This is a genomic window from Mycobacterium sp. MYCO198283 (assembly GCF_021213805.1).
Classification (GTDB): domain Bacteria; phylum Actinomycetota; class Actinomycetes; order Mycobacteriales; family Mycobacteriaceae; genus Mycobacterium.
The window spans coordinates 410865-433155 of the sequence record NZ_JAJQJI010000001.1 but is presented as its reverse complement, the minus strand read 5'-3'; the positions used below and the strand labels follow the sequence as shown (position 1 = coordinate 433155).

The window sequence follows — 22291 nt, the reverse complement described above, 5'->3', positions numbered from 1 at the left end:
GGGTGGCCGTCGTCACCGGCGCGGGACGCGGCCTCGGCCGTGCCTACGCGCTGCTGCTGGCGTCGCGTGGCGCGGCGGTGGTGGTCAACGACGTCGGCGGGGAACTCGACGGTGAGGGCGTCGACGCCGGCCCGGCGCAGGCGGTGGTCTCCGAGATCGAGGCGGCCGGCGGCACCGCGGTCGCCTGCACCGACTCGGTCGGCACGCCGGCGGGCGGTGCGGCGATCGTCGAGACCGCGGTGCGGCAGTTCGGCCGGTTGGACGTGCTGGTGCACAACGCCGGCATCGTGCGGCGCGCCCCACTGCGCGACATGAGCAGTGCGGACTTCGATTCCGTGCTCGACGTGCACCTGCGGGGGGCGTTCCACGTGCTGCGGCCCGCGTTCGGCGCGATGTGCGACGCCGGGTACGGCCGCATCGTGCTGACGTCGTCGATCGGCGGGCTGTACGGCAACCACGAGGTCGCCAACTACGCCGCCGCAAAGGCCGGGATCATCGGGCTGTCGAACGTCGCGGCCGTCGAGGGCGCGGCGCACGGGGTGCGCAGCAACGTGATCGTGCCCGCCGCCGTCACCCGCATGGCCGCCGGGATCGACACCTCCGCCTATCCGCCGATGGAACCCGAGCTGGTCGCTCCCACCGTCGGCTGGCTGTGCAGCGAGGGCTGCTCGGTGTCCGGCGAGGTGTACATCGCGCTCGCCGGCCGGGTGGCGCGCGCCGTGGTCGCCGAAACGCCCGGCGTCTACCAGCCGTCGTGGACGGTCGAGCAGGTCGGCGAGCGGCTGGACGAGATCCGCGACACCTCGGCCCTGGAGATCTTCCCCGTGGTGCCCGACGGCCACACCGACCACATCCGGTACAGCTTCGGGATGGCGCACGCGAGGAGCGATGAGGGCGAGGCCGCGCATGCTTAGCGGACCGCTCGCGGGCGTCCGCGTCGTCGACCTCACCGCGATGGTGATGGGCCCCTACTGCACGCAGATCATGGCCGACATGGGCGCCGACGTCGTGAAAGTCGAACCGCCGCAGGGCGACAACACCCGCTACATCTCCGTCGGCCCCGCGCCTGGCATGGCCGGGGTGTTCGTCAACGTCAACCGCGGCAAGCGCGGCGTGGTGCTCGACCTGCAGACCGACGCCGGCCGGGACGCGCTGCGCGCGCTGATCGCCCGGGCCGACGTGTTCATCCACTCGATGCGGTCCAAGGCGATCGCCAAGCTCGGTTTCGGCTACGACGACGTCGCCGCGCTCAACCCGGCGATCGTCTACACCAACTGTTACGGCTACGGCCGCCGCGGGCCGGACCGCGACCGCCCCGCCTACGACGACACCATCCAGGCCGAGTGCGGCATCCCCGCGGTGCAGCAGCAGCTCACCGGCGAGGCGAACTACGTCGGCACCATCATGGCCGACAAGGTCGCGGGGCTCACCGCGCTGTACGCGACGATGATGGCGCTGTTCCACCGCGAGCGCACCGGCGAGGGCCAGGAGGTGGAGGTCAGCATGTTCGAGACCATGGCCTCGTTCATGCTGGTCGAGCACGCCAACGGCGCCATGTTCGACCCGCCGCTGGGGCCTGCGGTGTATCCGCGGACCGTGGCGCCGAACCGGCGGCCCTACGCCACCGCCGACGGCCACATCGCCGCGCTGATCTACAACGACAAGCACTGGAACGCGTTCGTCGCGGCGGTCCAGCCGCCGTGGTGCGTCGAACACCGTGAGCTGTGCGCCACGCTGGAGTCGCGTGCGCGCCAGATCGACACCGTCTACGCGCTGGTCGCCGAGACGCTCAAGGAGCGCACGACCGCCGAGTGGCTGAAGCTGTTCCGCGAGCTGGAGATTCCGGCCGCACCGCTGCACACGCCGGACGCCCTGTTCGACAACGAGCACCTCAACGCCGTCGGGCTGTTCGAGACGGTGGAAACCAAGCACGGGCCGGTGCGGTTCCCCGGTGTGCCGACGTGGTTCTCGCGCACGCCGGGCCGGGTGGCCGGACCGGCGCCGGAGCTGGGCGAGGACACCGTCGCTGTGCTCGCCGAGCTCGCCGAGAACACCATTCCTGACGGAAATGGCGCCATATCCGTCAACAACCGTAGCGTCGGCGCCGGATGAGCCTCGACTTCGACATGGGCCCGCGGGCCGCCGGGCTGCGCGACGAGCTGCGCGACCTGGTGGCCGCCGAGCTGCCGGCCGACTTCCTCGGCGCGTTCACCGACGATCCGGCCGATCTGGCCGCGGCACAACGCTTCTGCCGGCTGCTCGCCGAGCGCAACCTGCTGTGCATGGCCTGGCCGGCCGAATTCGGCGGTCGCGGCGCGTCGGTGTGGGAGCAGACCGTGGTGCGCGAGGAGATGTGGGCGCACCACGAGCCGCGCGGCGCCCAGTACATGGGCGTCAACTGGGTCGGCCCGATCATCATGCGCCACGGCACCGAAGCGCAACGGCGACAGCACCTTCCGCCGATCGCCCGCGGCGAGGTCATCTGGTGCCAGGGGTTCTCCGAACCGGAGTCCGGCTCGGACCTGGCGTCGCTGCGCACCTTCGCCCGGCCGACCGGCACCGGCTGGAGCATCAGCGGCCAGAAGATCTGGACGTCCTACGCCACCATGGCGCAGTGGTGCTTCCTGCTGGCCCGCACGTCGCGAGAAGACAAGAAGCAGCAGGGGCTGACGATCTTCCTCGTGCCGATGGACCATCCCGCGATCCAGGTCCGGCCGATCCGCACGATGATGGGCCCGCACCACCTCAACGAGGTGTTTCTCGACGAGCTGCCGGTGACCGAGGCCGACGTGCTGGGCGGCGTCGGGCAGGGCTGGTCGATCGTCGCGGAGGTCACGGCGTTCGAGCGGGTGGGCATCGCCCGCTACGCCCGCTGCGAGCGACTGCTCACCCACGCGCCGACGGTGCTGGGGGACCGCTGGTCTGCGCTGCCCGCCGAATTGCTCGGCCGCTGGACGCGCATGCTCGCCCACTGCCGGCGGGCGCGGCTGATGGCCTACCGGGTGGTGGCGCAGCAGGCGGCGGGCCAGGTGACGCCCGCCGACGCGGCGGCCTACCGGATCGCGGTCACCAGGCTCGACCAGGACAGCGCGGAGGTGTTGATGGAGATCGTCGCCGAGCTGCCGCCCGGTGACCGCGGCGGCGACCACTACCGCGCCGAGGTCGAAGACCATTGGCGCTACTCGCAGGCCGCCACCGTGTCGTCGGGCAGCATCGAGATGCAGCGCATCCTGCTGTCGCGGGCCATGCTGAGCCCCGGGGCGCGCCGGTGAACCTCGAGCTGGCCGACGAGGCGCGCGAATTCGGCCGGCAGGCGCTGCGGGCGTTCGAATCCGCCGGCGGCGACGAGCTGGTGCTGCAGGCCGAGGCGAAGCCGCAGCAGCGCGAGTCGCTGGTGGGTCCCGTGCTCGCCGGGCTGGGCGCCTGGGAGCTGGAGCCCCGCGCCGACATCGACTCGCTGGAGGCCGCCGCCGCGCTGTGCCGCAGTGCCGGTTACTGGGCGCTGCCCTATCCGGTGGCGCAACGGCTGGCCCGGCCCGCCGACCTCGACGTCGACGGGCTCGTCGTGGTCGCCGAGGTCGCGGCCCGCGCGCCGCTCGCCGGGCTCGCCGGACTCCGCTGGGCGGCGGTCACCCTCGACGGCCGCCGCAGCGCCGTCACCGCGGTGACCGATCCGGGTGCGGCGTTCGTCGGCACGCTGGAACGCACCGGCCTCGACGAGGCCGGTGCGGCCGACGTCGCGCTGGCGCTGACGCTGCCGTGCTGGACGCTGCTCGGCATGCTGGACCGCGCGATCGAGCTCACCGTCACCCACGTGCAGCTGCGGCAGCAGTTTGGGCAGCCGCTCGCGAAATTCCAGGGCGTGCAGTTCCAGCTGACCGACGCCGAGGTGGAGCGCAGCGGCGCCGACATCCTCGCCAAGTACGCGCTGTGGAGCGTCGGCAGCGGCCGGCCCGAGGCGCTCGACGACGCGCTGGCGCTGCGGATGACGGTGCTGGAGGCCGCCGAGGTGGTGTTCCGGGTCTGCCACCAGCTGCACGGCGCGGTCGGGTTCTGCGACGAGACCACGCTGTCGTGGCTCTCGCGGCACAGCCAGCCGCTGCGCCGGCTGCCGTTCGGCGTGTCCGCGACCCGCTACCGGCTGACGCGCCGCGTCGGCGACGGCCGCGGCCTGGTAGGGCTGTACGCGTGAAGGTTTCCGTGATCGGCACCGGCTTCGGCCGCTATGCCGCCGCCCCGGTGTACGACGCGCTCGGATTCGACGTCGAGGTCGTGAGCCCCCGCGACGACGACGCGGTGCGGCGGGCGATCGCCGCTGACGTCGACCTGGTGTCGGTGCACTCGCCGCCGTTCCTGCACCGCGAGCACGTGCTGGCCGCTGTCGAGGCCGGCCGGGCGGTGTTGTGCGACAAGCCGTTCGGGCGCAACGCCGACGAGGCCCGCGAGATGCGCGACGCCGCGACGCGGGCCGGGGTGCTGCACTTCCTCAACTTCGAGCTGCGTCATCAACCGGCCCGCACGCAGTTCAAGCGGCTCGTCGCCGACGGCATCGTCGGGGAGCCGCAGCACCTTTCGGTGTCGTTCTTCGGCAACGGGCTGCGCGGCCGCCCGCACAGCTGGATCAACGACGCCGAGCTGGGCGGCGGCTGGATCGGCGCCATGGGCGCGCACCTGATCGACCTCACCCGCTGGCTGCTGGACAGCGAGGTCGACCGCTGCGGCGGCGTCGCCCGCATCGAGGAGGCGATCCGCCGGGACGCCGACGGCGAACCCACCGCCAGCACCGCGGAGGACGCCTACTCGGCGTGGTTCGTCATGGCGAACGGCTGCACCGCCACCCACGACACCGCGTTCGCCGCGCCCACCTCGCTGCCGGCCCGGATCGTGCTGCTGGGCAGCGAGCGGTCGCTCGAACTGGTCGACGACCTGCGGCTGGTGCTGCGGCCCGGCCGCGACGCCGCCGAGGAGGCGTTCGACTTCACCCCGCCCGGGCGTGCGTTCTACGAGGCCTCGCTGACGCCGTGGTTCACCGCGGTGAAGGAGGCCATCGAGTCCGGCGACCAGCTCACGCCGTCCTTCGACGACGGTGTGGTGGTCGCCGAGACCATGGACGCGCTGCGTGCCACGATGCTCACCACGGTGGCCGAGTGAGCTACGAGCTGCCCGACGCGCTGACCGTCGACGCCGACGGTCCGGTGCGCATCGTGACGCTCAACCGGCCCGCCGACCTCAACGCCGTCGACGCCGACCTGCACTGGGCGCTGGCGAACGTGTGGCGGCAGCTGGCCGCCGACACCGAGGCCCGCGCGGTCGTCGTCACCGGAGCCGGCCGGGCGTTCTGCGCGGGCGGCGACCTCGGCTGGATCACGAGCTTCCTCGACGACCCGGTCGCCCGCGACGAGAGCATCCGCGAGGGCGCGCAGATCGTCGAGGAGATGCTGCGCTTCCCGCTGCCGGTGATCGCTGCGGTCAACGGGCCTGCGGTCGGGCTGGGTTGCAGCGTCGCCATTCTCAGCGACATCGCGCTGCTGTCGGAGCGGGCTTACCTCGCCGATCCGCACGTCGCGGTCGGGTTGGTGGCCGGCGACGGCGGGGCGGCGATCTGGCCGCTGCTCACGCCGATCATGCGGGCGCGCGAATACCTGTTCACCGGCGACCGCATCCCGGCGGCCACCGCCGTGGACCTCGGGCTGGCCAGCCGCACGGTGGCGCCCGAGCAGCTGCTCGGCGAGGCGACGCGGCTCGCGCACCGGCTCGCCGCGATGCCCGCCGACGCGCTGCGCGGCACCAAGCGGATCGTCAACATGTACACCTCGCAGGTGCTGGCCGGTCCGCTGCAAGCCGGGTTCGCCGCCGAACAGGTCACCATGCAGTCCGCCGACCACCGCGCGAAATTGGCGGCGATCCAGGAACGTTCGGCGCGATGACGTTCCGCGACGAGGTGCGGGCGTGGTGCGCCGAGCATGTGCCCCGCGACTGGCGGGCGGCACAGACCGGTGTCGGCGACCGCGAGTTCGTCGCATTCCAACAGCGGTGGTTTGCCGAACTGCACCGCGCCGGATACGCGGTGCCGCACTGGCCGGCGCAGTGGGGCGGTGGCATGAGCGTCGCCGACCAGATCGTGCTGTACCAGGAACTCGCCGCCCACGACGCGCCGCGGCTGGTGCTGGCGTTCGTCGGCATCCACCACGCCGCGTCCACCCTGCTCATCGCCGGCACCGACGAGCAGCGCCGCCGCCACCTGCCCGCAATCCTCGACGGCGAGATCTGGGTGCAGGGCTTCTCCGAACCCGAGGCCGGCTCCGATCTGGCGTCGCTGCGCACCACCGCCCGCCGGTGCGGTGAGGACGGCGACGGATACTACGTCGTCAACGGCCAGAAGCTGTGGGCCAGCGGCGGGATGCACGCCGACTGGTGCCTGCTGCTGGCCCGCACCGATCCGGATGCGCCCAAGCGCAAGGGCATTTCCTACTTCCTGCTCGACATGACCAGCCCCGGCGTCGACGTGCGGCCCATCCGCAACGCGATCGGCGACTCGCACTTCTGCGAGATCTTCCTCAACGACGTCCGCATCCCGGCGACCAACCTCGTGGGCGCCGAGAACGCCGGCTGGCAGGTGGCGCAGGCGACGCTGGGCGCCGAGCGCGGCATGACGATGCTGGAGCTCAGCGAGCGGCTGGGCCACGCCGGCCTGCGCTGGCTGCGCGAGGCCGCGCCGGTCGACGACCCCGTGGTGACCGATCGGCTGACGCAGTTCGAGATCGAGGTGACCGGGCTGCGTGGCCTGTGCCGCGATCTCGTCGAGGCGGGGGAGGCGGCCGGCCCAGCGGACGCCTCGATCGTCAAGCTGTTCTACAGCGAACTGCTGCAACGGATCACGGACTTCGGCGCCGAGCTCGGCGGTGTCGCCGCCCACACCGTGTTGCGCAAGCCGATGTCCAGCGGCTGGGAGTCGGGCGCCTGGGTGCTCGATTTCATCGGCTCGTGGGAGTGGACCATCCCCGGCGGCGCGAGCGAGATCCAGCGGACCATCATCGGCGAGCGCGGCCTCGGCCTGCCCCGGGAGCCGAGCGCCTCGTGAGCGAGTACGCCGAATTCCACGACGAGCTGCGCGCCGTCGCCCGCGAGCTGTTGGCCACGCCGGTGAGCTGGCCGATCACGGCCGACGCCGGCTGGGCGGGTCTTGAGGTGCCCGACGAATGCGGCGGTGCCGCAGCGACGTTCGCCGAGACGGCCGTCATCTGCGAGGAACTCGGCCGGGCCGCCGCGCCGTCGTCCTACCTCGGCAGCGCCGTGCTGGCGGTGCCCGCGCTACGGGCCGCGGGCGCCGACGCGCTGCTGGGCGACCTCGCCGCGGGAGCCGTGCGAGTCGCCGTGGTGCTCTCCGGTTCCGGCGCCGGCCGGTTCGCCGTGCACGACGGCCGACTGTCCGGCCGCGCCGAATTCGTGCCCGACGCCGCGGGCGCCGACCGGCTGCTGGTGCCTGCGGTCGACAACGGCGCGCCGGTGCTGGTCGACGTATCGGCTGCGGAGGTGACGGTCGAGCCGCAGCCGGTGCTCGACGAGACCCGTCGACTCGCCACCGTCACCGCCGACGCTGCCCGGCCCGAACACAGCTGGGCGCTTCCGCCCGACTGCGTGCTGTCGGAGCGCGCCGCGGTGGCGATCGCCGTCGACAGCCTCGGGGTGGCGGAGGCCATGCTCGCCGCGACAGTGTCCTACGCCGGGATGCGTCAGCAGTTCGGCCGGCCGATCGGCTCGTTCCAGGCGGTGAAGCACGCGTGCGCCGACATGCTCGTGCAGGTATCGGTGGCCCGGCAGCTGGTCGCCGCGGCGGTACGCGACATCGCCGGCGAGCGGGACGCGTCGGTGTCGGCGGCCATGGCCAAGTCGTACGCGACGGGCGCCGCGGTGAAGGTCGTCGGCTCGGCGATGCAGCTGCACGGCGGGATCGGTTACACGTGGGAGAGCCGGGTGCACGTCTACCTCAAGCGTGCGGCGCTCAACCGGTCGCTGTTCGGCTCACCGGCCGAGCACCGCCGTCGGCTCGCCGACCGGAGCAGTGGTTTCAGCACGCAGTGCGCGGGCACTCCGCTGCCATGATCTGCGACACGTATCCGCGCCGCGGCGGCGGCGCCGTCCGAGTCTTCGCGACGATCGGCGTGACCGGTCTGCTCGCCCTCGCGGCCGCGTGCGGCTCCGGTGACGACGCCACGCCGTCGAGTTCCACCACGCCGAGTTCGTCGAGCACCAGCCGGACCTCACCGACGCCGTCCCCCAGCCGTAGCGCCCCGGCGACCCCGGCGCCCTCGGCGACCGGCGGCGCGGGAACCGGCAGTGGCACCGGCGCTGGCACCGGCGGCACGGGCGGCGGCACCGGCGGTGGAACCGAAGGCGCGGGAACTGGCGGCACGGGCACCGGCGGCACGGGCACCGGCGGTGGCACCGGCGGACAGGTCGGCGGTCCCGGTGGCTCCAGTGGCGGCGCGGGCGCCGGAGCCGGTGGCGGTGGTACCGGCGACGACGACAGCGGCACCCAGGGCGGCGACAACGGCTACGGCCCCAACCAGCCCGAGCAGGGCGGCGACACCGGTGAGGGCAACGGTTACGGCCCCAGCGAGCCCGGCGGCGCCGGCGGCAGCTGACGCCGGCGATGAGTTTCCTTGGTGGCCGCGGTCAACAACGTTGACCGCGACAGCTACCCGAAGGAGACCACCATGGCCACCCGTCCCACCGCCCCGCTCGGTGCGCCGATCTGGATCGACCTGTCGACGTCCGACATCGACCGGGCGCAGGAGTTCTACTCGGCGATCTTCGGCTGGACCTTCGAGTCGCCGGGCGCCGACTACGGCGGCTACCGCAACGCCTTCGCCGACGGCCGCTACGTCGCCGGCCTGATGCCCAACAACCCCGAATGGGGCATGCCCGACGGCTGGAACACCTACCTGCACACCGCCGACGTGCACGCCACGGTCGCCGGGGTCGACGCCGCGGGCGGGTGCGCGTGCGGCGATCCGATGGAGGTCCCCGGCAAAGGCTGGATGGCGATGGTCACCGACCCGTCGGGCGCGATGGTCGGGTTGTGGCAGCCGACCGGGCATCGCGGCTTCGAGGTCGTCGGCGAGGCCGGCGCGCCGCTCTGGTACCAGCTGACCGCCACCAAGAACTACGCGGCGACCCTGCGCTTCTACACCGAGCTGCTGGGCTGGCACCTGCGCGTCGAGGCCGACACTGACGAATTCCGGTACACCGTCGGCACTTTCGACGGGGAGGACGGCGTAGGCGTCATGGACGGGCAATCCCTGCCCGACGGGACGCCGTCGGACTGGATCATCTTCTTCGGCGTCGAGGACGTCGACGCCACGCTGGAAGCGGTGGTCGCCCGCGGCGGCAGCGTCACCCGGGGCGCCGAGGACACCCCCTACGGCCGGCTCGCCGCGGCGACCGATCCGACCGGTGCCGCCTTCAACGTGTCGTCGTTGGCGCACTGAGGAAGCTCGACGGTGATCACGCCGTCGCGCACCTCGGCGCGGTAGGTGCGCACCGAGTCGACGGTGTCCGTTGTGCAGGTGCCGTCGTCGAGCGAGAACACGTACTGGTGCAGCGGGCACACCACGACCGAGCGGTCGACCTGCCCGTCGGCCAGCGGCCCGCCGCGGTGGGGGCACACCGCGTCGAGCGCGCGCACCGAACCGTCCGTCAGCAGGAACACCGCGATCTGACGGCCGTCCACCACATAGGTGCGGCCCTCGCCCGGCGTCAGGTCCGACAGCGGACCCAGCGTGTGGGTGCTCATGGCCGCACCGGCACCTTCGGCAGGGGCAGCAGCGGCAGCGACGGCGCGAACTGCGCCGGCGACTTCGGGTGCGCCCGTTCCTGCCACGGATCGGAGTACGCGTCGATGGACATCTGCAGGCGCTCCTCCAGGCCGTCGCAGATCCCGTCGGCGTCGTCGACCAACACCCGCCGCAGCTCCTCGATGCCCACCCGCGGCACGAATGCGTACGTGCGTTCCAGCCACTGGGCGTTCTCGCGGTAGTACTGGATGAACCGGCCTGTCAGCGTCATGACGTCCTCGCCGGAGTCGACGGTGGCAAGCAGGTCGCCCTTGCGGATGTGGGCGCCGGCGGCCCCGCCGACGTAGATCTCCCAGCGGCCGTCGCCGACGGCCACCGCACCCAGGTCCTTGCACAACGCCTCGCTGCAGTTGCGCGGGCAGCCGGCGACCGCCAGCTTCAGCTTGCCGGGCGTCTCCAGGCCCTGGAACCGCTCCTCGATCGCGATGCCCAAGGCGGTCGAATCCCCGAGGCCGAACCGGCAGAAGTCGCTGCCGACACAGGTTTTCACCGTGCGGAAACTCTTGCCGTAGGCGTAGCCCGACGGCATGTCGAGGTCTTCCCACACCCGGGGGAGGTCTTCCTTGCGGACTCCCAGCAGATCGATGCGCTGACCGCCGGTCAGTTTGATCATCGGGATCTCGTAGCGCTCGGCGACGTCGGCGATGCGCCGCAGCTGCCAGGGGCTCGTCACGCCGCCCTTGAGCTGCGGCACCACTGAGAAGGTGCCGTCGCGCTGGATGTTGGCGTGCACGCGGTCGTTGATGAACAGCGCGCCCGGCTCGTCGACCCAGTCGGCGCCCCACACCATCCGCAGCAGCGACGCCAGCGGCATCTTCGCGGTGGCGTCCTCGCCGTTGGGGGCCAGCGCGGCGAAGACGTCGGACACCGAGCGCAGCCCCTGCTCGCGGACCGCGGCGATCAGCTCGGGCTTGGTGAGCGGAATGCACGGCACATACCAGTCCGCCGACGCGTCCTCTACGAGGGCACCGCCGGCGGCGCAGCTGACGATGTCGCCCACCAGCCCCTTGCACGAGCCGCAGCCCTTCCCGGCACGGGTCTTGGCCACCACGTCGGCCAGCGTCTTCGCGCCGCCCTCGACGCACGCCACGATGTCGCCCTTCGTCACGCCGTTGCAATTGCACACCTGCGCGTCGTCGGCCAGCTCGGCGGCACCCGTTGCGGGGCTGGGGGTTCCGAGATCGAACAGCATGCTGATGCGTTCCTCGGGCAGCGGCACCTTGTCGTCGAACGCCTGCGACAGGAAGCCGACCTTGCTGACATCGCCGAGCAGCATGGCGCCGATCAGCTTGTTGTCGCGCACCACCACCGACTTGTAGACGCCGGCGCGAGGTTCGTAGAACTGCACGAACTCGTCGTCGGGGCGTTCGGGACCCTTGACGCCCATGGCGGCGACGTCGACGCCCGCCACCTTCAGCTTGGTGGTCAGCCGCGAACCGTGGTACGCCGCTTTGGGGTTCGCGCCGGTGAGGACGTCGGCCAGCACGCCGGCCTGTTCCCACAGCGGCGCCACCAGCCCGTAGGTCTCGCCGCGATGCTGGCAGCACTCGCCGACCGCGAAGATCGAACCCTCGTCCTCGCACCGCATCTGGTCGTCGACCACCACGCCGCGCTCCACCACCAGGCCCGCGCTACGGGCCAGCTCGACGTTGGGCCGGATGCCGGCGGTAACGACGATCATGTCGGCGGGCAAGGTGTCGCCGTCAGCGAACTGCACACCGGTCACGGCGCCGTCGGCGTCGCGCAGAACGGCGGTGGTGCGCTTGGAGGTGTGCACACCCACGCCGAGCGCTTCGATCTTCGCGCGCAGGATCCGGCCGCCGCGCTCGTCGAGTTGCTGGTTCATCAGGTGTCCGGGGGAGTGCACCACGTCGACGTCGAGGCCCTGGATGCGGAGGCCATAGGCGGCTTCGAGGCCCAAGAGCCCGCCGCCCACGACGACCGCTCGCATACCCGGCCGGGACTCCGCCAGCTGCAGCATGCCGTTGGTGTCGGCGATGGTGCGGAAACCGAAGACGCCGCGACCCAGCCGGCCGTCCGGCTCCCGGAGCCCGTCCATGTTGGGGAAGAACGTCGTCGACCCGGTCGCGATGACCGCGACGTCGTAGGAGAGCTCGCGGCCACTCTCGCAGCGCACCGTCTTGGCGAAGCGGTCCAGCCGCACCGCGCGGTCGCCGGCGTAGAGCGTGACGCCGTTCTCGGTGTACCAGCTCATCGGGTTCAGCATCAGGTCGTCGTCGTCGAGCGCGGCGTCACCGGAGAGCACGTGGCTCAGCATGATCCGGTTGTAGTTGCCGTACGGTTCGTCGCCGATCATGGTGATGTCGAAGGGCTCGCCGGCCGCCGTCCGCTGTCGTTCGAGGATTTCCTCGACCGTGCGCGCGCCGGCCATCCCGTTGCCGATGACGACAAGTCGCCGCGTCACAGCACCTCCACCAGGCCGAAGTCGACGACGACGTCGCCGGTGGTGCCGGCGGGTGCGGCGACGGTGAGCTCCAGCCGGCTGTCGGGGTCGACGTCCTCGACCACCCGCAGCGGCACGTTGACCGATCCGCGGGCGCCGATCGGGAACAGCCGCATCGGGACGCCGTCGCGCAGCAGCGTCACCACGATCAGTTCGCCGCTGCTGTTGCCGCCGCGCAGGTACAGCGGCTGCGCCACCACGCCCGGCGGCACGACGTAGGCGAGCGAGTCGGCGATGATCTCCGGCTTGTCCAGGCCGTTGCCGCGGAACGCGAAGACGCCTTGCAGGAACCTCGGGGTACTGGCCATGGCCCGAGCGTCCGTGCAGCCGGTGACGAGACCACTACCTCCGTGTTATCGGCGTATCAGCAAGACCTCTCAGTGCCGGTCCGGTGCCCAGGAGGAAAGATGTGCGCATGGTCTACGTCGAAGCATGCGTCAACGGCGCTCGGACGCCCGACGAGCATCCGAACCTGCCCGTCACGCCCGCCCAGCTGGCCGCGGCCGCCGTCGCGGTGCACCGGGCCGGCGCGCTGGCCGTGCACCTTCACCCCAAGGACGGCGACGGACGCGACTCGCTGCGGCCCGAGGTCGTCGGCGCCGCGGTGACCGCCGTGCGCGAGGCGCTGCCGGGCCTGCCGCTCGGGGTGACCACGGGAATCTGGGCCGCGGGAGATCCGCAGGAGCGGATGCGGCTGGTCGAGGCGTGGGAGGTGCTGCCCGACTTCGCGTCCGTCAACTGGCACGAGCCGGGTGCCGAGGCGCTCGCCCGGCACCTGCTGAGCCGCGGTGTCGGCGTCGAGTGCGGCATCTACCACGCAGACGCCGCAGCGTCCTGGGCGGCTTCCGACGTGGCGCAGCACTGTCTGCGGGTGATGCTCGAACTGCAGGCCGACGAGGACACCGCGGTGGCCGATGCGCTGCTGGCGCAGGTGCGGGCCGTCGGCTCGCCGGCGCCGATCCTGCTGCACGGCCTCGACGACAACTGCTGGCCGCTGCTGCGGCACGCCGGCGCGCGCGGTCTGCAGACGCGCATCGGCCTGGAGGACACGCTGCTGCTGCCCGACGGCAGCCGCGCCCCCGACAACGCGGCGCTCGTCACCGCCGCGGTCGAGCTGCTGAGCTAAGGACCCGCGAGCGAGAAGTCGGCGAAATCGAAGCCCGGCACCACGATGCAGCTCACCAGCGTGGCCTCGTCGCCCGCCGGCCGGGCCCGCTGCCAGTGCGCCGGCGGGACGAGCAATTGCGGCTGCTCCCCGGCTTCGACGTCCGCGCCGAGCCGCTGCGTGGTGGCGGCGTGGCGGTCTGCACCGATCTCCAGTTCCAGGGGGCTGCCGCGGTGGTAGCACCACAGCTCGGCGCTGCGGACGCTGTGCCACGCCGATTGCTGGCCCGGCAACAGCAGGAAGAGGATGGCGGTGGCGGCGTTGCGCGGCCCGGTGTAGTCCGGCGGCAGCGCGGCCTGGGTCATCCGCAGCTCGCTGCGCCAGGTTTCGCGGAACCAACCGCCCTCCGGGTGCGGGGACAGGTCCAGGCTGCGCGCCCACTGCGGCAGTTCGGTCATCGCTGTGTCCTCCCTGCCGGCGCCGCCGCTGCGCCCGACGCGTCGCTTCCCGGCTAGTGTGCCAGCCATGTTCGCGCCGCGACCGGGTTGGCTGGTGGTGGCCTGTGCCCTCGTGGTGTCCGTCAGCGCGTGGTTCCCGTGGCTGACCACCGCCGGCGGCGGCACGGTGAGTGCGATCGGCGGCGCGCACCGGGTCAGCGATCCGAACCTTCCGGCGCTGGACGGTTTCGGCGTCGGTCAGCTGATGGTGCTGCTCGCCGCCGTGTTGGCTGTCGCCGGTGCGATGACCGCGCGCGGGCTCTCGGCGCGTGGCGCGGCCGGTGCGGCGCTGGTCCTCGCTGCGGCCGTGAGCGCGCTGATCGTCGTCTTCTACCGCAGCAACGCCGGACCCTCCTACGCCGTGAGCTTCGGTCTCTACGTGGGTGCGGCGGGAGCCGTTGGCGCCGTTGCTTTTTCGCTGTGGGCGCTCGCTGCCGCGCTGTCCTCGCGGTGAACCATCGTCAGAATGGCGGTGGTCGGTTTCGTTCGGCGACGAGCGCGTCGTTGAGGGAGCGTTCGTAGGCCGTGCGTCGGGCGCGGTCGGCGGCTCGGGTGCGTCGGCGCCGCGGCATCGTGAGCCCGGCGGGCGCGGCGGTCGGTCGTTGGCTGACGGTTGCGGGCAGCTCGCCGGTCCTGGTGTTCCAGCCGGGGAAGTGCAGGCGGGCGCCGGGGACGGTGGTGTAGGTGTGGCCGGTCGGGGCGGTCCACACGACGGTGCCGTCGGGGTGCTGCTCGTCCCGCCAGCCGCCGGGGCCGCTGAAGAACGTCTTGAGCAGGTGATGTTTGCGGCACAGGCACTTCAACCCCGAGGGGTGGGTGGGGCCCGCCGGATAGGGCGTGGTGTGGTCGCAGTCGCAGGTCTCGGCGGGCGCGTCGCAGCCGGGGAACCGGCAGGTGAGATCGCGCGCGCGGACGAAGTCCTGCAGCGCCGACGACGGGGTGTAGCGCGGTTCGGCGCTCGTGGCGGTCATGTCGCGGACGTCGCGGACCGTCGCGCCGGCGGCGATCAGTTCCGCCAGGAGCGAGGTCGGGATCGGCCCCACTCCTGCGAGCACGGCGGTCGGCCGCGCACCCGACACGCGCGACTCATCCGGGCTGCCGCCCGGCGGCTCGGCCGCGGCGGGCTCCGCGGCGGCCGGCGTTGTGTCCGGCACCGGATCGTTGCCGTTCATCGCCGGATCGGGTCGTTCGGCCAAGGCGGTGGATTCGGCGACGACGTGAACGACGACCGAGGCGGCGGGGCCGTCGTTCACTGCGCCGGCCGCACAAGCCGGGTTGCCGCACTGACACCTCAGCTGCAGGGATCCCGCGGCCAGAGCGCCGAGCGCGTCGGCGCGCCGCTGCCGCAGGGTGCGCCCGTCGTCGTCGCAGACCCCGTGCACCATCGCCGTGAGGCGGCGTTTCAGCACTTCGGCGTCGGTGGCATAGAGCCGACCCCAAAACGAGGTCAGGCCGCCGGAGTCGTCGCGATCTCCGATCACCACATCCCGGGCGCGTGCCGAGGTGCGGCTGTGACGCAGCGCCGCCGGATCCATCCGGTCGATCACCACGTCGATCGCTGCCGCCAATTTGGCGTCCGACAGTGCGCCCCAACGCGTCGCGGTCGCCGAAATCTGGGCGTCGAGTTCGCCGACCACCTCGTCGCTCGCCAGCGCGGTGCGCCACGCAATCGTCGATGCCACTCGCACGCTCAGCCGTCCAGCCGCCAATAACGCCCGCACCTTGGGCAGCCGGTCACGCAGCGCGACCGCCAGATGGAGCTGCGAGGACGCCTTGGCATGGCTGATGGTCAACGCCGCCGCGACCTCCGCGGCCGCGCAGTCCCAGCCGTCGAACGCCCACATGTCCAGGGCTTCATCACCGCGCCGCGACAACAACTCCGCTATGGCCGCCAACCGCCGCGCCGCTGCTGCGGACTCGACTGCCGACCACGTCGAGATCGCCGACACGACGCCGGCATCGTCAAGACCGGCCACGTCGTCGGGCGGCAGTCGTTCGAACATAGTTTCGATTGTACTGGGCACCACTGACACCGAGCCGCGCTCGAACGGTCGGGCGACAGCGCGACAGCTGCTCTCAGCGGAAAGCTGGAATCACTTCCCGGGCAAAGATCTGCGCGTAAGGCTTGAACCGCGCGGGCGGCAGGCCCGGCGGCAACATCATGGTGAAGTGCTCGACGGGTGCCTTTGCCCGCATGTCCTCGAACATCTCGATCGCCTGAGGCGGCGTCAGCACCTGCAAGATGCCGCTCGTCTTGAACGCGTCGAGCGTCAACGGCTGGAGCTGGGTCGTGTCACCCACACCGGTCGACGCACGGTCTTCGTTCAACCACTGCCCGTACGAATTGTTCACGTGCAGGAAGTACGGCGCCAGTTCATCGATGGCTTCATCGCGGTCGTGTGCGACCACGCAGAACAATCCCTGAATGCGAACGCGGGCCTTCGCCGGATTCTTACCGCAGGCGCGGAGCTTATCGACGTACCGATCGACGAACTCCATATTGCCGAAGTAGCCCTCACCGAACTTCGCGGAGCGCTCGAGCGCCTTGTCGTTGAAGCCGCCGAGATAAAGAGGCACCCGCCCGCGCACGGGCGTCGGCGTGACGGCCGCGTTCTTCAACTGGAAGTGCTTGCCTTCGAAAGTAACGGTCTCACCCGCCCACAACCGTTGGACGATCTCGAGGAACTCGTCGGTCCGACGGCCGCGCGTCGAAAAGTCCACGCCGTATCCCTCGGCTTCGCGCCGCCGGTATCCGACGGCCAGCGACATCTCGAGCCGCCCATTCGACAGGATGTCGAGCACGGCGCAGTCCTCGGCGAATCGCACAGGGTGATACAGCGGGGCAAGCGCAACCCCTGCGCCGAGCTTCAGTCGCGTCGTACGCGCTGCGATCGCCGCCAGCAACACGAGGGGCGACGGCTGATAGCCGTCCTCCGCCGCATGATGTTCCGGCACCCAGGCGCCCTCGAAGCCGACGCTCTCGCTCCATTCGACGAAGTCGAGGATATCGGCGTACAACTCGGGCCATGGCCGCTGCCAGTGGCGTGGATTGCGGAAGTCGTAGAGATAGCCGAAGGACAATCTGTTCACGAGCACCCCGGGTCTGCGACACATACGGTGTTCGCACCGTAGCGGATGAGCTCGCAACCTCGACTGCAAACGGCCGGTGGTCGGGCGGCAATCTCTCAACGACGTGTACCAAACCGAAAGAGCCGCCCCCGGCATTCGGGGGCGGCTCACCGGAACTGGATCAGCTGCCGCTGGTCTCGATCGACTTCGCCGACGACGAGTGCGCGACGTCGATGCGGCGCGGCTTGGCGCGTTCGGCCATCGGGATGGTCACCGTCAGCACACCGTTTTCGTAGGTGGCGCTAATCTTCTCGGTGTCGATGCCTTCACCGAGCGCGAGCTGCCGGCGATAGGTGCCGAAGAACCGCTCGTTGGCGAGCCACTGCACAGAGTCCTCGGACCTGCCGGAGCGGTGAGCGGTCAGCGTCAGGGTGCCGTTGTCGACATTGACGTCGACCGAACCCGGATCGACACCCGGTAGGTCCGCTGTCAGGACGTAATGGTCGTCGACCTTGTAGAGGTCCATCGGCATGAACCGGGGGCTGCGATTCGATCCGGTCTGGCCGGCCAGCGTGCGCGCGAGGGCATCGAAATCGGTGAACGGATCAAAGCGGAGCACAGCAACACACCTCCTCTGTCGCCCATCAGAGCCCGCCACCCTGGCGGGCAGCTTGTTTACTGTGCGACTCCGATATTAGCACTCGAGGCAAGAGAGTGCCAGAAAATTTTCCGATAGTTTGGACGCCGATGCCCACGCTGAGCACTCGCGCCGGCCGCCTCGCGTACAGCGAAACCGGCAGCGGCAGACCGGTGCTGCTGCTCCACGCCGCGCTGCACGACCGCCACGATTTCGAACCCGTCACCGAGTTCCTGGCCGAGCGTCACCGCGTGATCGCCCTCGATTGGCCGGGCCACGGGGATTCCGAGCCGGCGCCGGAGCTGACGGGCCACCTGCTGGGCGAGGCGCTCGAAGACGTGGTCGCGGCGCTGGAGCTCTCCGGTGTCGTCGTGATCGGCAACGCGATCGGCGGTGCGGCCGCGGCGCACCTGGCCATCGTCCGGCCCGATGTGGTGGCAGGCCTCGTCCTGGTGAACACCGACGGCTTCGCCCGACCCAAGGTTGCACGGCTGCTCGGCCTGCGTGCGGTGAGCCGGGCGGTGCTGCCGGGCCTCGTCGCCCGGTACATCCGGCCGCAGAGCGTGAGCGACCGCCGGATCGCCGGCACGGTGGCCGCGCGGGCACGCACCGGCGCGGGGTCGGCGCAGTGGGCACGGCTGCTGCGGACCACCGCCGACCTACGGGCGCCCGCGGCGGCGATCACCGCGCCGACGCTGATCGTGTGGGGATCGCAGGACGCGCTCGCGTCGCTCAAGGTCGCGCGCGCCGCACGAGACGCGGTTCCGCGCGCCAAGTTGGTGGTGCTGCCCACCGGCCGCCTGCCGTTCTCGTCGCAGCCCCGCAACTTCCTGCATGCTGTCGAGCCGTTCCTGCGCCGGGCGCTCACCGGCTGACCAACACCCGACTTTCCACACAGGCGTTCGGGTGTGGTTACGCTCCGGTATGACTGACACCGGCGTAAAAGCAGAAGGGACGCCGATGAGCCTCGATGCGCAGCATGATCTCGCGTTCCGCATGGGTGAACTCGCCCGCACCATGGCGGTCCCGCTGAGCGTCGACCAGGTGCTGACCGGCGTCACCTCCGCCGCGGTCGAGTTCCTTCCCGGCGCGGCGACCGCCGGCGTCCTGCTCATCGGGCGCGGCGGATCGTTCGAGTCGCACGCGGTCACCGACCCGCTGATGTACCGGCTCGACACGCTGCAGCACGACCTCGAGGAGGGCCCGTGCATCACCGCGGCACTCGACGAGCTGATCGTACGGGTGGACGACTTCACCCAGGAGACGCGCTGGCCCAAGTACTCCGCGGCCGTGACGGACCTCGGAATCCGCAGCAGCCTGTCGTTCAAGCTGTACACGAGCCAACGCGCTGCCGGCGCGCTCAACGTCTTCGGCACCGAGCCGCACGCCTTCGACTACCAGTCCGAGGCCATCGGGTCGGTGCTGGCCGCCCACGCCGCCGCCGCGATCACGGCGAGCCGACAGGGCGAACAACTCGAGTCGGCGCTCTCGACGCGCGACCTGATCGGCCAGGCCAAGGGCATCATCATGGAACGCTTCAAGGTCGACGCCGTGCGGGCCTTCGAACTGCTGCGCGAACTGTCCCAGACCAGCAACACCAAGCTGACCGACGTCGCGCAAGGTGTCGTCGATACGCGGAGCCACTGAGCATGGGCAGCTGCGACGGAAAGGTGGCCCTGGTGACCGGCAGCAGCCGGGGGCTGGGCAAGGGCATCGCCCAGCGCCTGGCCGCGGCGGGCGCCACCGTCGCCTTGACCGCGCGGACGTTGGCACCGGACCCGAAGTACACCGGGTCCCTGCAGGAGACGCTCGACGAGATCACCGGCGTGGGCGGCAGCGCGATCGCCGTGCAGGCCGACCTGTCGAACTCCGAGGACCGCCAGCGGTTGTTCGCCGAGGTGGTCGACCGCGTCGGCGCGCCGGACATCCTGGTCAACAACGCCGCGGTGACGTTCCTGCGGCCGCTCGACACCTTTCCCGAGAAGCGCGTGCGGCTGATGATGGAGATGCACGTCGTCGCACCGCTGCACCTGACGCAGCTCGCGATCCCGGCGATGCGGGAACGCGGCCGCGGCTGGGTGCTCAACGTGACGTCGGTGGGCGGCGACCTGCCCGATGGGCCGCCGTTCACGGACTTCGACACCTCTGCCGGATTCGGCATCTATGGAACGGTCAAGGCGGCGCTGAACCGGTTGACCAAGAGCCTCGCGGCGGAGCTGTACGACGACGGCATTGCCGTCAACGCCGCGGCCCCGTCGCACCCGGTTGCGACGCCGGGCGCCGGCACGCTGGACCTCGCCAAGACCGACACCGAGGACATCGAGCTGATCACGCAGACGGCGCTGACGCTGTGCACCGGGGACCCGAAGACGATGACGGGCCGCATCGCCCACACCCAGCCGTTCCTGCGCGAGATCGGCTGGCTGCGCTGACCGACGAGCTCGCCCGGCGGCTGGAAGGGTTCGGCATCCGGGCGTTGCGGCCGCTGCCGGGTGGCGCGTCGAGCCTCACCTACGCGGGCGAACGCCGCGGACAACCGGTGGTGGTCAAGGTGGCGCCGGCCGGGGTCGCGCCCGTCGGCCACCGCGACGTGCTGCGGCAGGCGCGGATCATCCGCGCGCTGTCGGACACGCCGGTCCCGGTTCCGGAGGTGCTCGTCACCGACGACGGTGACCCACCGCTGTTCGTGATGTCGCACGTCGATGGGACGTCGGTCGAGCCGCTCTACGACCCGGTTCGCGACGGCGGCGACGACGAGGTCGGCGGCCGGTACCACCGAGCCGCCGAAGTGATGGCAGCGCTGCACCGGCTGCCGGTTCACGCGCTCGGGCTCGCCGACGAACCCGTGGTCACCGCCGCAGGCGAGGTCGAACGGTGGTGCCGCACCCTGCAGACGGTCGATATCGCGCTCGCGCCGGGGTGGCGCGACGTCGCCGCAGCGCTGCGGGCGTCGGCGCCGGCTCCCATGCCGCCCGCGGTGGTGCACGGCGACTTCCGGTTGGGAAATCTGCTGTGCGCCGGCTCCGAGGTCCGCGCCGTGATCGACTGGGAGATCTGGACGGTCGGCGATCCGCGCATCGACGCCGGCTGGTTCCTGGTGAACAGCGACGCCCGGACCTACCGCCGCAGCACCCCGTACGTCGGCCGCACCCCGCTGCCTGCGGACCTGGCCGACACCTACGCGCGCGCGCTCGAATCCGCAGTGCCGCGGCTGAATTGGTTTTGCGCGCTGGCGTGCTTCAAGTCGGTGGCCACGTGGTCGCTGATCGTGAAGCACAACCGCCGCCGGCCGTCGCCGCGGCCGGAACTCGAAGCGATGGCGCCGGTGCTGCCGGGCCTGCTGGCGCAGGCACGAGACCTGCTCGGCTAGCGGGGAATTCCGGCGAGCCGGTCGGCGTATTTCGCCTCGGCCGCCGCCCGGAGCCGCAGCAGATGCTCCGACGGGAACGCGTCCGGCGCCGGCTCGACGTCTTTGAGCAACAGCTTGGCCAGCGTCACCTTGTGCACCTCGGTGGGACCGTCGGCGAGGCCCAGCACGAACGACTCCGTCAGGTATTGCACGAACGGCATCTCGTGCGACGTGCCCAGCGAGCCGTGGATCTGCAGCGCGCGCGCCGAGACGTCGTGCAGCACCTTCTGCATCATCGCCTTGACCGCCGAGATGTCCCCGCGCACCGCGGCGTAGTCGTTGTACTGGTCGATCTTCCACGCGGTCTGCAGCGTCAACAGCCGGTACGCCTCGATCTCCATCCAGGAGTCGGCCACCATCTGCTGGACGAGCTGCTTGTCGGCCAGCGCGGTGCCCTGCGTGTGGCGGGAGACGGCGCGCTCACAGATCATGTCGAAGATCCGCCGCACCAGCCCGACGGTGCGCATCGCGTGATGGATACGGCCGCCGCCGAGCCGGGTCTGCGCGACGACGAACGCACCGCCGCGCGGGCCGAGCATGTGGTCGTTCGGTACACGGACGTTCTCGTAGCGGACGTAGCCCTCGCGCCCGCCGCCCGGCGGCTGGTAGCCGAGCCCGACGTCGCGCAATACATTGATCCCCGGCGTGTCCCCCGGCACGACGAACATCGAATACCGCTGGTACGGCGGGGCATCCGGATCGGTCATCGCCATGACGATGATGAATGACGCCATCGACGCGAACGACGAGTACCACTTCTCGCCGTTGATGATCCAATGGTCGCCGTCCTGCGTGGCGGTGGTGGTGAACACCTTCGGGTCGGCGCCGCCCTGCGGCTCGGTCATGGAGAAGCAGGAGATGATGCGGTTGTCCAGGAGCGGCGCGAGGTAGCGCTCTTTCAGCTCGGGGGTGCCGTAGTGCGCGAGGATCTCGCTGTTGCCGGAATCCGGTGCCTGCGAGCCGAAGACGATCGGCGCGCACTCCGAGCGGCCGAGGATCTCGTTCAGCAGCGCCAGCTTCACCTGCCCGTGGCCGGGTCCGCCGAGGTGCGGGCCGAGGTGGGCTGCCCACAGTCCGCGTTCTTTGACGATCTGCTGCAGCGGCGGGATCAACGCCTGGCGCACCGGGTCGCCGAGGTCGTGCGATTCCTTGACGATGTAGTCGATCGGCTCGCACTCCTCGCGGACGAATTCCTCGACCCACTTCAGTTGCGCCGCCCATTCGGGATCAGTGGAGAAGTCCCACGCCATCGG

23 protein-coding genes and 1 pseudogene are annotated in these 22291 nt (G+C 71.1%); 16 read left to right on the top strand and 8 right to left on the bottom strand.

Features of this window, described 5'->3' with window-relative positions:
* The first annotated feature begins 2 nt into the window (after positions 1 to 2).
* The 10 genes from LV457_RS02140 to LV457_RS02095 all read left to right on the top strand — a co-directional run bounded on the left by LV457_RS02140 (position 3) and on the right by LV457_RS02095 (position 9491).
* Positions 3 to 914: an SDR family NAD(P)-dependent oxidoreductase gene (locus tag LV457_RS02140; protein WP_232169209.1), complete on the top strand. Its 912-nt coding sequence runs from the start codon at positions 3 to 5 to the stop codon at positions 912 to 914.
* Positions 907 to 2112 (top strand): CaiB/BaiF CoA-transferase family protein, encoded by a 1206-nt coding sequence (locus tag LV457_RS02135; RefSeq protein WP_232168712.1) that lies wholly within the window; start codon positions 907 to 909, stop codon positions 2110 to 2112. Before LV457_RS02140 ends, LV457_RS02135 begins: the two co-directional genes overlap by 8 nt.
* Positions 2109 to 3272, top strand: coding sequence for an acyl-CoA dehydrogenase family protein (locus LV457_RS02130; protein WP_232168711.1), 1164 nt, complete (start codon positions 2109 to 2111; stop codon positions 3270 to 3272). Before LV457_RS02135 ends, LV457_RS02130 begins: the two co-directional genes overlap by 4 nt.
* Positions 3269 to 4192 carry an acyl-CoA dehydrogenase family protein gene (locus LV457_RS02125; RefSeq protein ID WP_232168710.1) on the top strand — a complete coding sequence of 308 codons (924 nt, stop codon included), beginning with the start codon at positions 3269 to 3271 and terminating at the stop codon, positions 4190 to 4192. The genes LV457_RS02130 and LV457_RS02125 overlap by 4 nt, the downstream gene beginning before the upstream one ends.
* Positions 4189 to 5151 carry a Gfo/Idh/MocA family protein gene (locus LV457_RS02120; protein ID WP_232168709.1) on the top strand — a complete coding sequence of 321 codons (963 nt, stop codon included), beginning with the start codon at positions 4189 to 4191 and terminating at the stop codon, positions 5149 to 5151. The genes LV457_RS02125 and LV457_RS02120 overlap by 4 nt, the downstream gene beginning before the upstream one ends.
* Positions 5148 to 5927 (top strand): enoyl-CoA hydratase/isomerase family protein, encoded by a 780-nt coding sequence (locus tag LV457_RS02115; protein ID WP_232168707.1) that lies wholly within the window; start codon positions 5148 to 5150, stop codon positions 5925 to 5927. Before LV457_RS02120 ends, LV457_RS02115 begins: the two co-directional genes overlap by 4 nt.
* Positions 5924 to 7081: an acyl-CoA dehydrogenase family protein gene (locus LV457_RS02110; protein ID WP_232168705.1), complete on the top strand. Its 1158-nt coding sequence runs from the start codon at positions 5924 to 5926 to the stop codon at positions 7079 to 7081. Before LV457_RS02115 ends, LV457_RS02110 begins: the two co-directional genes overlap by 4 nt.
* Positions 7078 to 8103 (top strand): acyl-CoA dehydrogenase family protein, encoded by a 1026-nt coding sequence (locus tag LV457_RS02105; protein WP_232168704.1) that lies wholly within the window; start codon positions 7078 to 7080, stop codon positions 8101 to 8103. The genes LV457_RS02110 and LV457_RS02105 overlap by 4 nt, the downstream gene beginning before the upstream one ends.
* Positions 8100 to 8645: a hypothetical protein gene (locus LV457_RS02100; RefSeq protein WP_232168703.1), complete on the top strand. Its 546-nt coding sequence runs from the start codon at positions 8100 to 8102 to the stop codon at positions 8643 to 8645. The genes LV457_RS02105 and LV457_RS02100 overlap by 4 nt, the downstream gene beginning before the upstream one ends.
* A gap of 72 nt (positions 8646 to 8717) precedes the next feature.
* Positions 8718 to 9491 carry a VOC family protein gene (locus LV457_RS02095; protein WP_232168702.1) on the top strand — a complete coding sequence of 258 codons (774 nt, stop codon included), beginning with the start codon at positions 8718 to 8720 and terminating at the stop codon, positions 9489 to 9491.
* Positions 9492 to 9493: 2 nt separating this feature from the next.
* Here LV457_RS02095 and LV457_RS02090 read toward each other — a convergent pair.
* The 3 genes and pseudogenes from LV457_RS02090 to LV457_RS02080 all read right to left on the bottom strand — a co-directional run.
* Positions 9494 to 9796: pseudogene (locus LV457_RS02090) on the bottom strand (Rieske (2Fe-2S) protein); the annotation flags it as partial.
* Positions 9793 to 12282 (bottom strand): nitrite reductase large subunit NirB, encoded by a 2490-nt coding sequence (nirB, locus tag LV457_RS02085; RefSeq protein WP_308192154.1) that lies wholly within the window; start codon positions 12280 to 12282, stop codon positions 9793 to 9795. The gene nirB and the pseudogene LV457_RS02090, both read right to left, overlap by 4 nt.
* Positions 12279 to 12629: a molybdopterin oxidoreductase gene (locus LV457_RS02080; protein ID WP_232168701.1), complete on the bottom strand. Its 351-nt coding sequence runs from the start codon at positions 12627 to 12629 to the stop codon at positions 12279 to 12281. The genes nirB and LV457_RS02080 overlap by 4 nt, the downstream gene beginning before the upstream one ends.
* A gap of 107 nt (positions 12630 to 12736) precedes the next feature.
* Between LV457_RS02080 and LV457_RS02075 the strand changes: the two genes are divergently transcribed.
* Positions 12737 to 13447 (top strand): 3-keto-5-aminohexanoate cleavage protein, encoded by a 711-nt coding sequence (locus tag LV457_RS02075; RefSeq protein WP_232168700.1) that lies wholly within the window; start codon positions 12737 to 12739, stop codon positions 13445 to 13447.
* Here the strand turns inward: LV457_RS02075 and LV457_RS02070 are convergent.
* On the bottom strand, positions 13444 to 13884 hold the full coding sequence (locus LV457_RS02070; protein ID WP_232168699.1) for a cupin domain-containing protein: 441 nt from the start codon (positions 13882 to 13884) through the stop codon (positions 13444 to 13446). The two genes, LV457_RS02075 and LV457_RS02070, sit on opposite strands and share 4 nt — an antisense overlap.
* Before the next feature lie 67 nt (positions 13885 to 13951).
* Between LV457_RS02070 and LV457_RS02065 the strand changes: the two genes are divergently transcribed.
* Positions 13952 to 14377 carry a hypothetical protein gene (locus LV457_RS02065; protein WP_232168698.1) on the top strand — a complete coding sequence of 142 codons (426 nt, stop codon included), beginning with the start codon at positions 13952 to 13954 and terminating at the stop codon, positions 14375 to 14377.
* Between the two features lie 7 nt (positions 14378 to 14384).
* Here LV457_RS02065 and LV457_RS02060 read toward each other — a convergent pair whose 3' ends face one another.
* The 3 genes from LV457_RS02060 to LV457_RS02050 form a co-directional block, all read right to left on the bottom strand.
* Positions 14385 to 15926: an HNH endonuclease signature motif containing protein gene (locus tag LV457_RS02060; protein WP_232168697.1), complete on the bottom strand. Its 1542-nt coding sequence runs from the start codon at positions 15924 to 15926 to the stop codon at positions 14385 to 14387.
* 73 nt (positions 15927 to 15999) lie between these two features.
* Positions 16000 to 17013: an LLM class flavin-dependent oxidoreductase gene (locus tag LV457_RS02055; RefSeq protein ID WP_232168695.1), complete on the bottom strand. Its 1014-nt coding sequence runs from the start codon at positions 17011 to 17013 to the stop codon at positions 16000 to 16002.
* 160 nt (positions 17014 to 17173) lie between these two features.
* Positions 17174 to 17611 (bottom strand): Hsp20/alpha crystallin family protein, encoded by a 438-nt coding sequence (locus LV457_RS02050; protein WP_232168694.1) that lies wholly within the window; start codon positions 17609 to 17611, stop codon positions 17174 to 17176.
* A gap of 128 nt (positions 17612 to 17739) precedes the next feature.
* Here LV457_RS02050 and LV457_RS02045 point away from each other — a divergent pair, with 128 nt between their 5' ends.
* The 4 genes from LV457_RS02045 (at position 17740) to LV457_RS02030 (ending at position 20999) form a co-directional block, all read left to right on the top strand.
* On the top strand, positions 17740 to 18504 hold the full coding sequence (locus LV457_RS02045; protein WP_232168693.1) for an alpha/beta fold hydrolase: 765 nt from the start codon (positions 17740 to 17742) through the stop codon (positions 18502 to 18504).
* 85 nt (positions 18505 to 18589) lie between these two features.
* Positions 18590 to 19276 (top strand): GAF and ANTAR domain-containing protein, encoded by a 687-nt coding sequence (locus LV457_RS02040; protein WP_232169204.1) that lies wholly within the window; start codon positions 18590 to 18592, stop codon positions 19274 to 19276.
* Complete coding sequence (locus tag LV457_RS02035) at positions 19273 to 20061, top strand: SDR family NAD(P)-dependent oxidoreductase (RefSeq protein WP_232169202.1); 789 nt, start codon at positions 19273 to 19275, stop codon at positions 20059 to 20061. Before LV457_RS02040 ends, LV457_RS02035 begins: the two co-directional genes overlap by 4 nt.
* On the top strand, positions 20049 to 20999 hold the full coding sequence (locus tag LV457_RS02030) for a phosphotransferase family protein (protein WP_232169200.1): 951 nt from the start codon (positions 20049 to 20051) through the stop codon (positions 20997 to 20999). Before LV457_RS02035 ends, LV457_RS02030 begins: the two co-directional genes overlap by 13 nt.
* Here the strand turns inward: LV457_RS02030 and LV457_RS02025 are convergent.
* The gene (locus LV457_RS02025; RefSeq protein ID WP_232168692.1) at positions 20996 to 22288 is read right to left on the bottom strand and encodes an acyl-CoA dehydrogenase family protein; all 1293 of its coding nucleotides are present in this window, start codon (positions 22286 to 22288) and stop codon (positions 20996 to 20998) included. The genes LV457_RS02030 and LV457_RS02025 overlap by 4 nt on opposite strands.
* Between the last annotated feature and the right edge of the window lie 3 nt (positions 22289 to 22291).

Coding starts and splice junctions, on each gene's coding strand:
- LV457_RS02070 (WP_232168699.1), bottom strand. CDS start 13,884: ATGACCGAACTGCCGCAGTGGGCGCGCAGCCTGGACCTGTCCCCGCAC.
- LV457_RS02045 (WP_232168693.1), top strand. CDS start 17,740: ATGCCCACGCTGAGCACTCGCGCCGGCCGCCTCGCGTACAGCGAAACC.
- LV457_RS02060 (WP_232168697.1), bottom strand. CDS start 15,926: ATGTTCGAACGACTGCCGCCCGACGACGTGGCCGGTCTTGACGATGCC.
- LV457_RS02095 (WP_232168702.1), top strand. CDS start 8,718: ATGGCCACCCGTCCCACCGCCCCGCTCGGTGCGCCGATCTGGATCGAC.
- LV457_RS02040 (WP_232169204.1), top strand. CDS start 18,590: ATGAGCCTCGATGCGCAGCATGATCTCGCGTTCCGCATGGGTGAACTC.
- LV457_RS02135 (WP_232168712.1), top strand. CDS start 907: ATGCTTAGCGGACCGCTCGCGGGCGTCCGCGTCGTCGACCTCACCGCG.
- LV457_RS02025 (WP_232168692.1), bottom strand. CDS start 22,288: ATGGCGTGGGACTTCTCCACTGATCCCGAATGGGCGGCGCAACTGAAG.
- LV457_RS02100 (WP_232168703.1), top strand. CDS start 8,100: ATGATCTGCGACACGTATCCGCGCCGCGGCGGCGGCGCCGTCCGAGTC.
- LV457_RS02130 (WP_232168711.1), top strand. CDS start 2,109: ATGAGCCTCGACTTCGACATGGGCCCGCGGGCCGCCGGGCTGCGCGAC.
- LV457_RS02075 (WP_232168700.1), top strand. CDS start 12,737: ATGGTCTACGTCGAAGCATGCGTCAACGGCGCTCGGACGCCCGACGAG.
- LV457_RS02080 (WP_232168701.1), bottom strand. CDS start 12,629: ATGGCCAGTACCCCGAGGTTCCTGCAAGGCGTCTTCGCGTTCCGCGGC.
- LV457_RS02065 (WP_232168698.1), top strand. CDS start 13,952: ATGTTCGCGCCGCGACCGGGTTGGCTGGTGGTGGCCTGTGCCCTCGTG.
- LV457_RS02110 (WP_232168705.1), top strand. CDS start 5,924: ATGACGTTCCGCGACGAGGTGCGGGCGTGGTGCGCCGAGCATGTGCCC.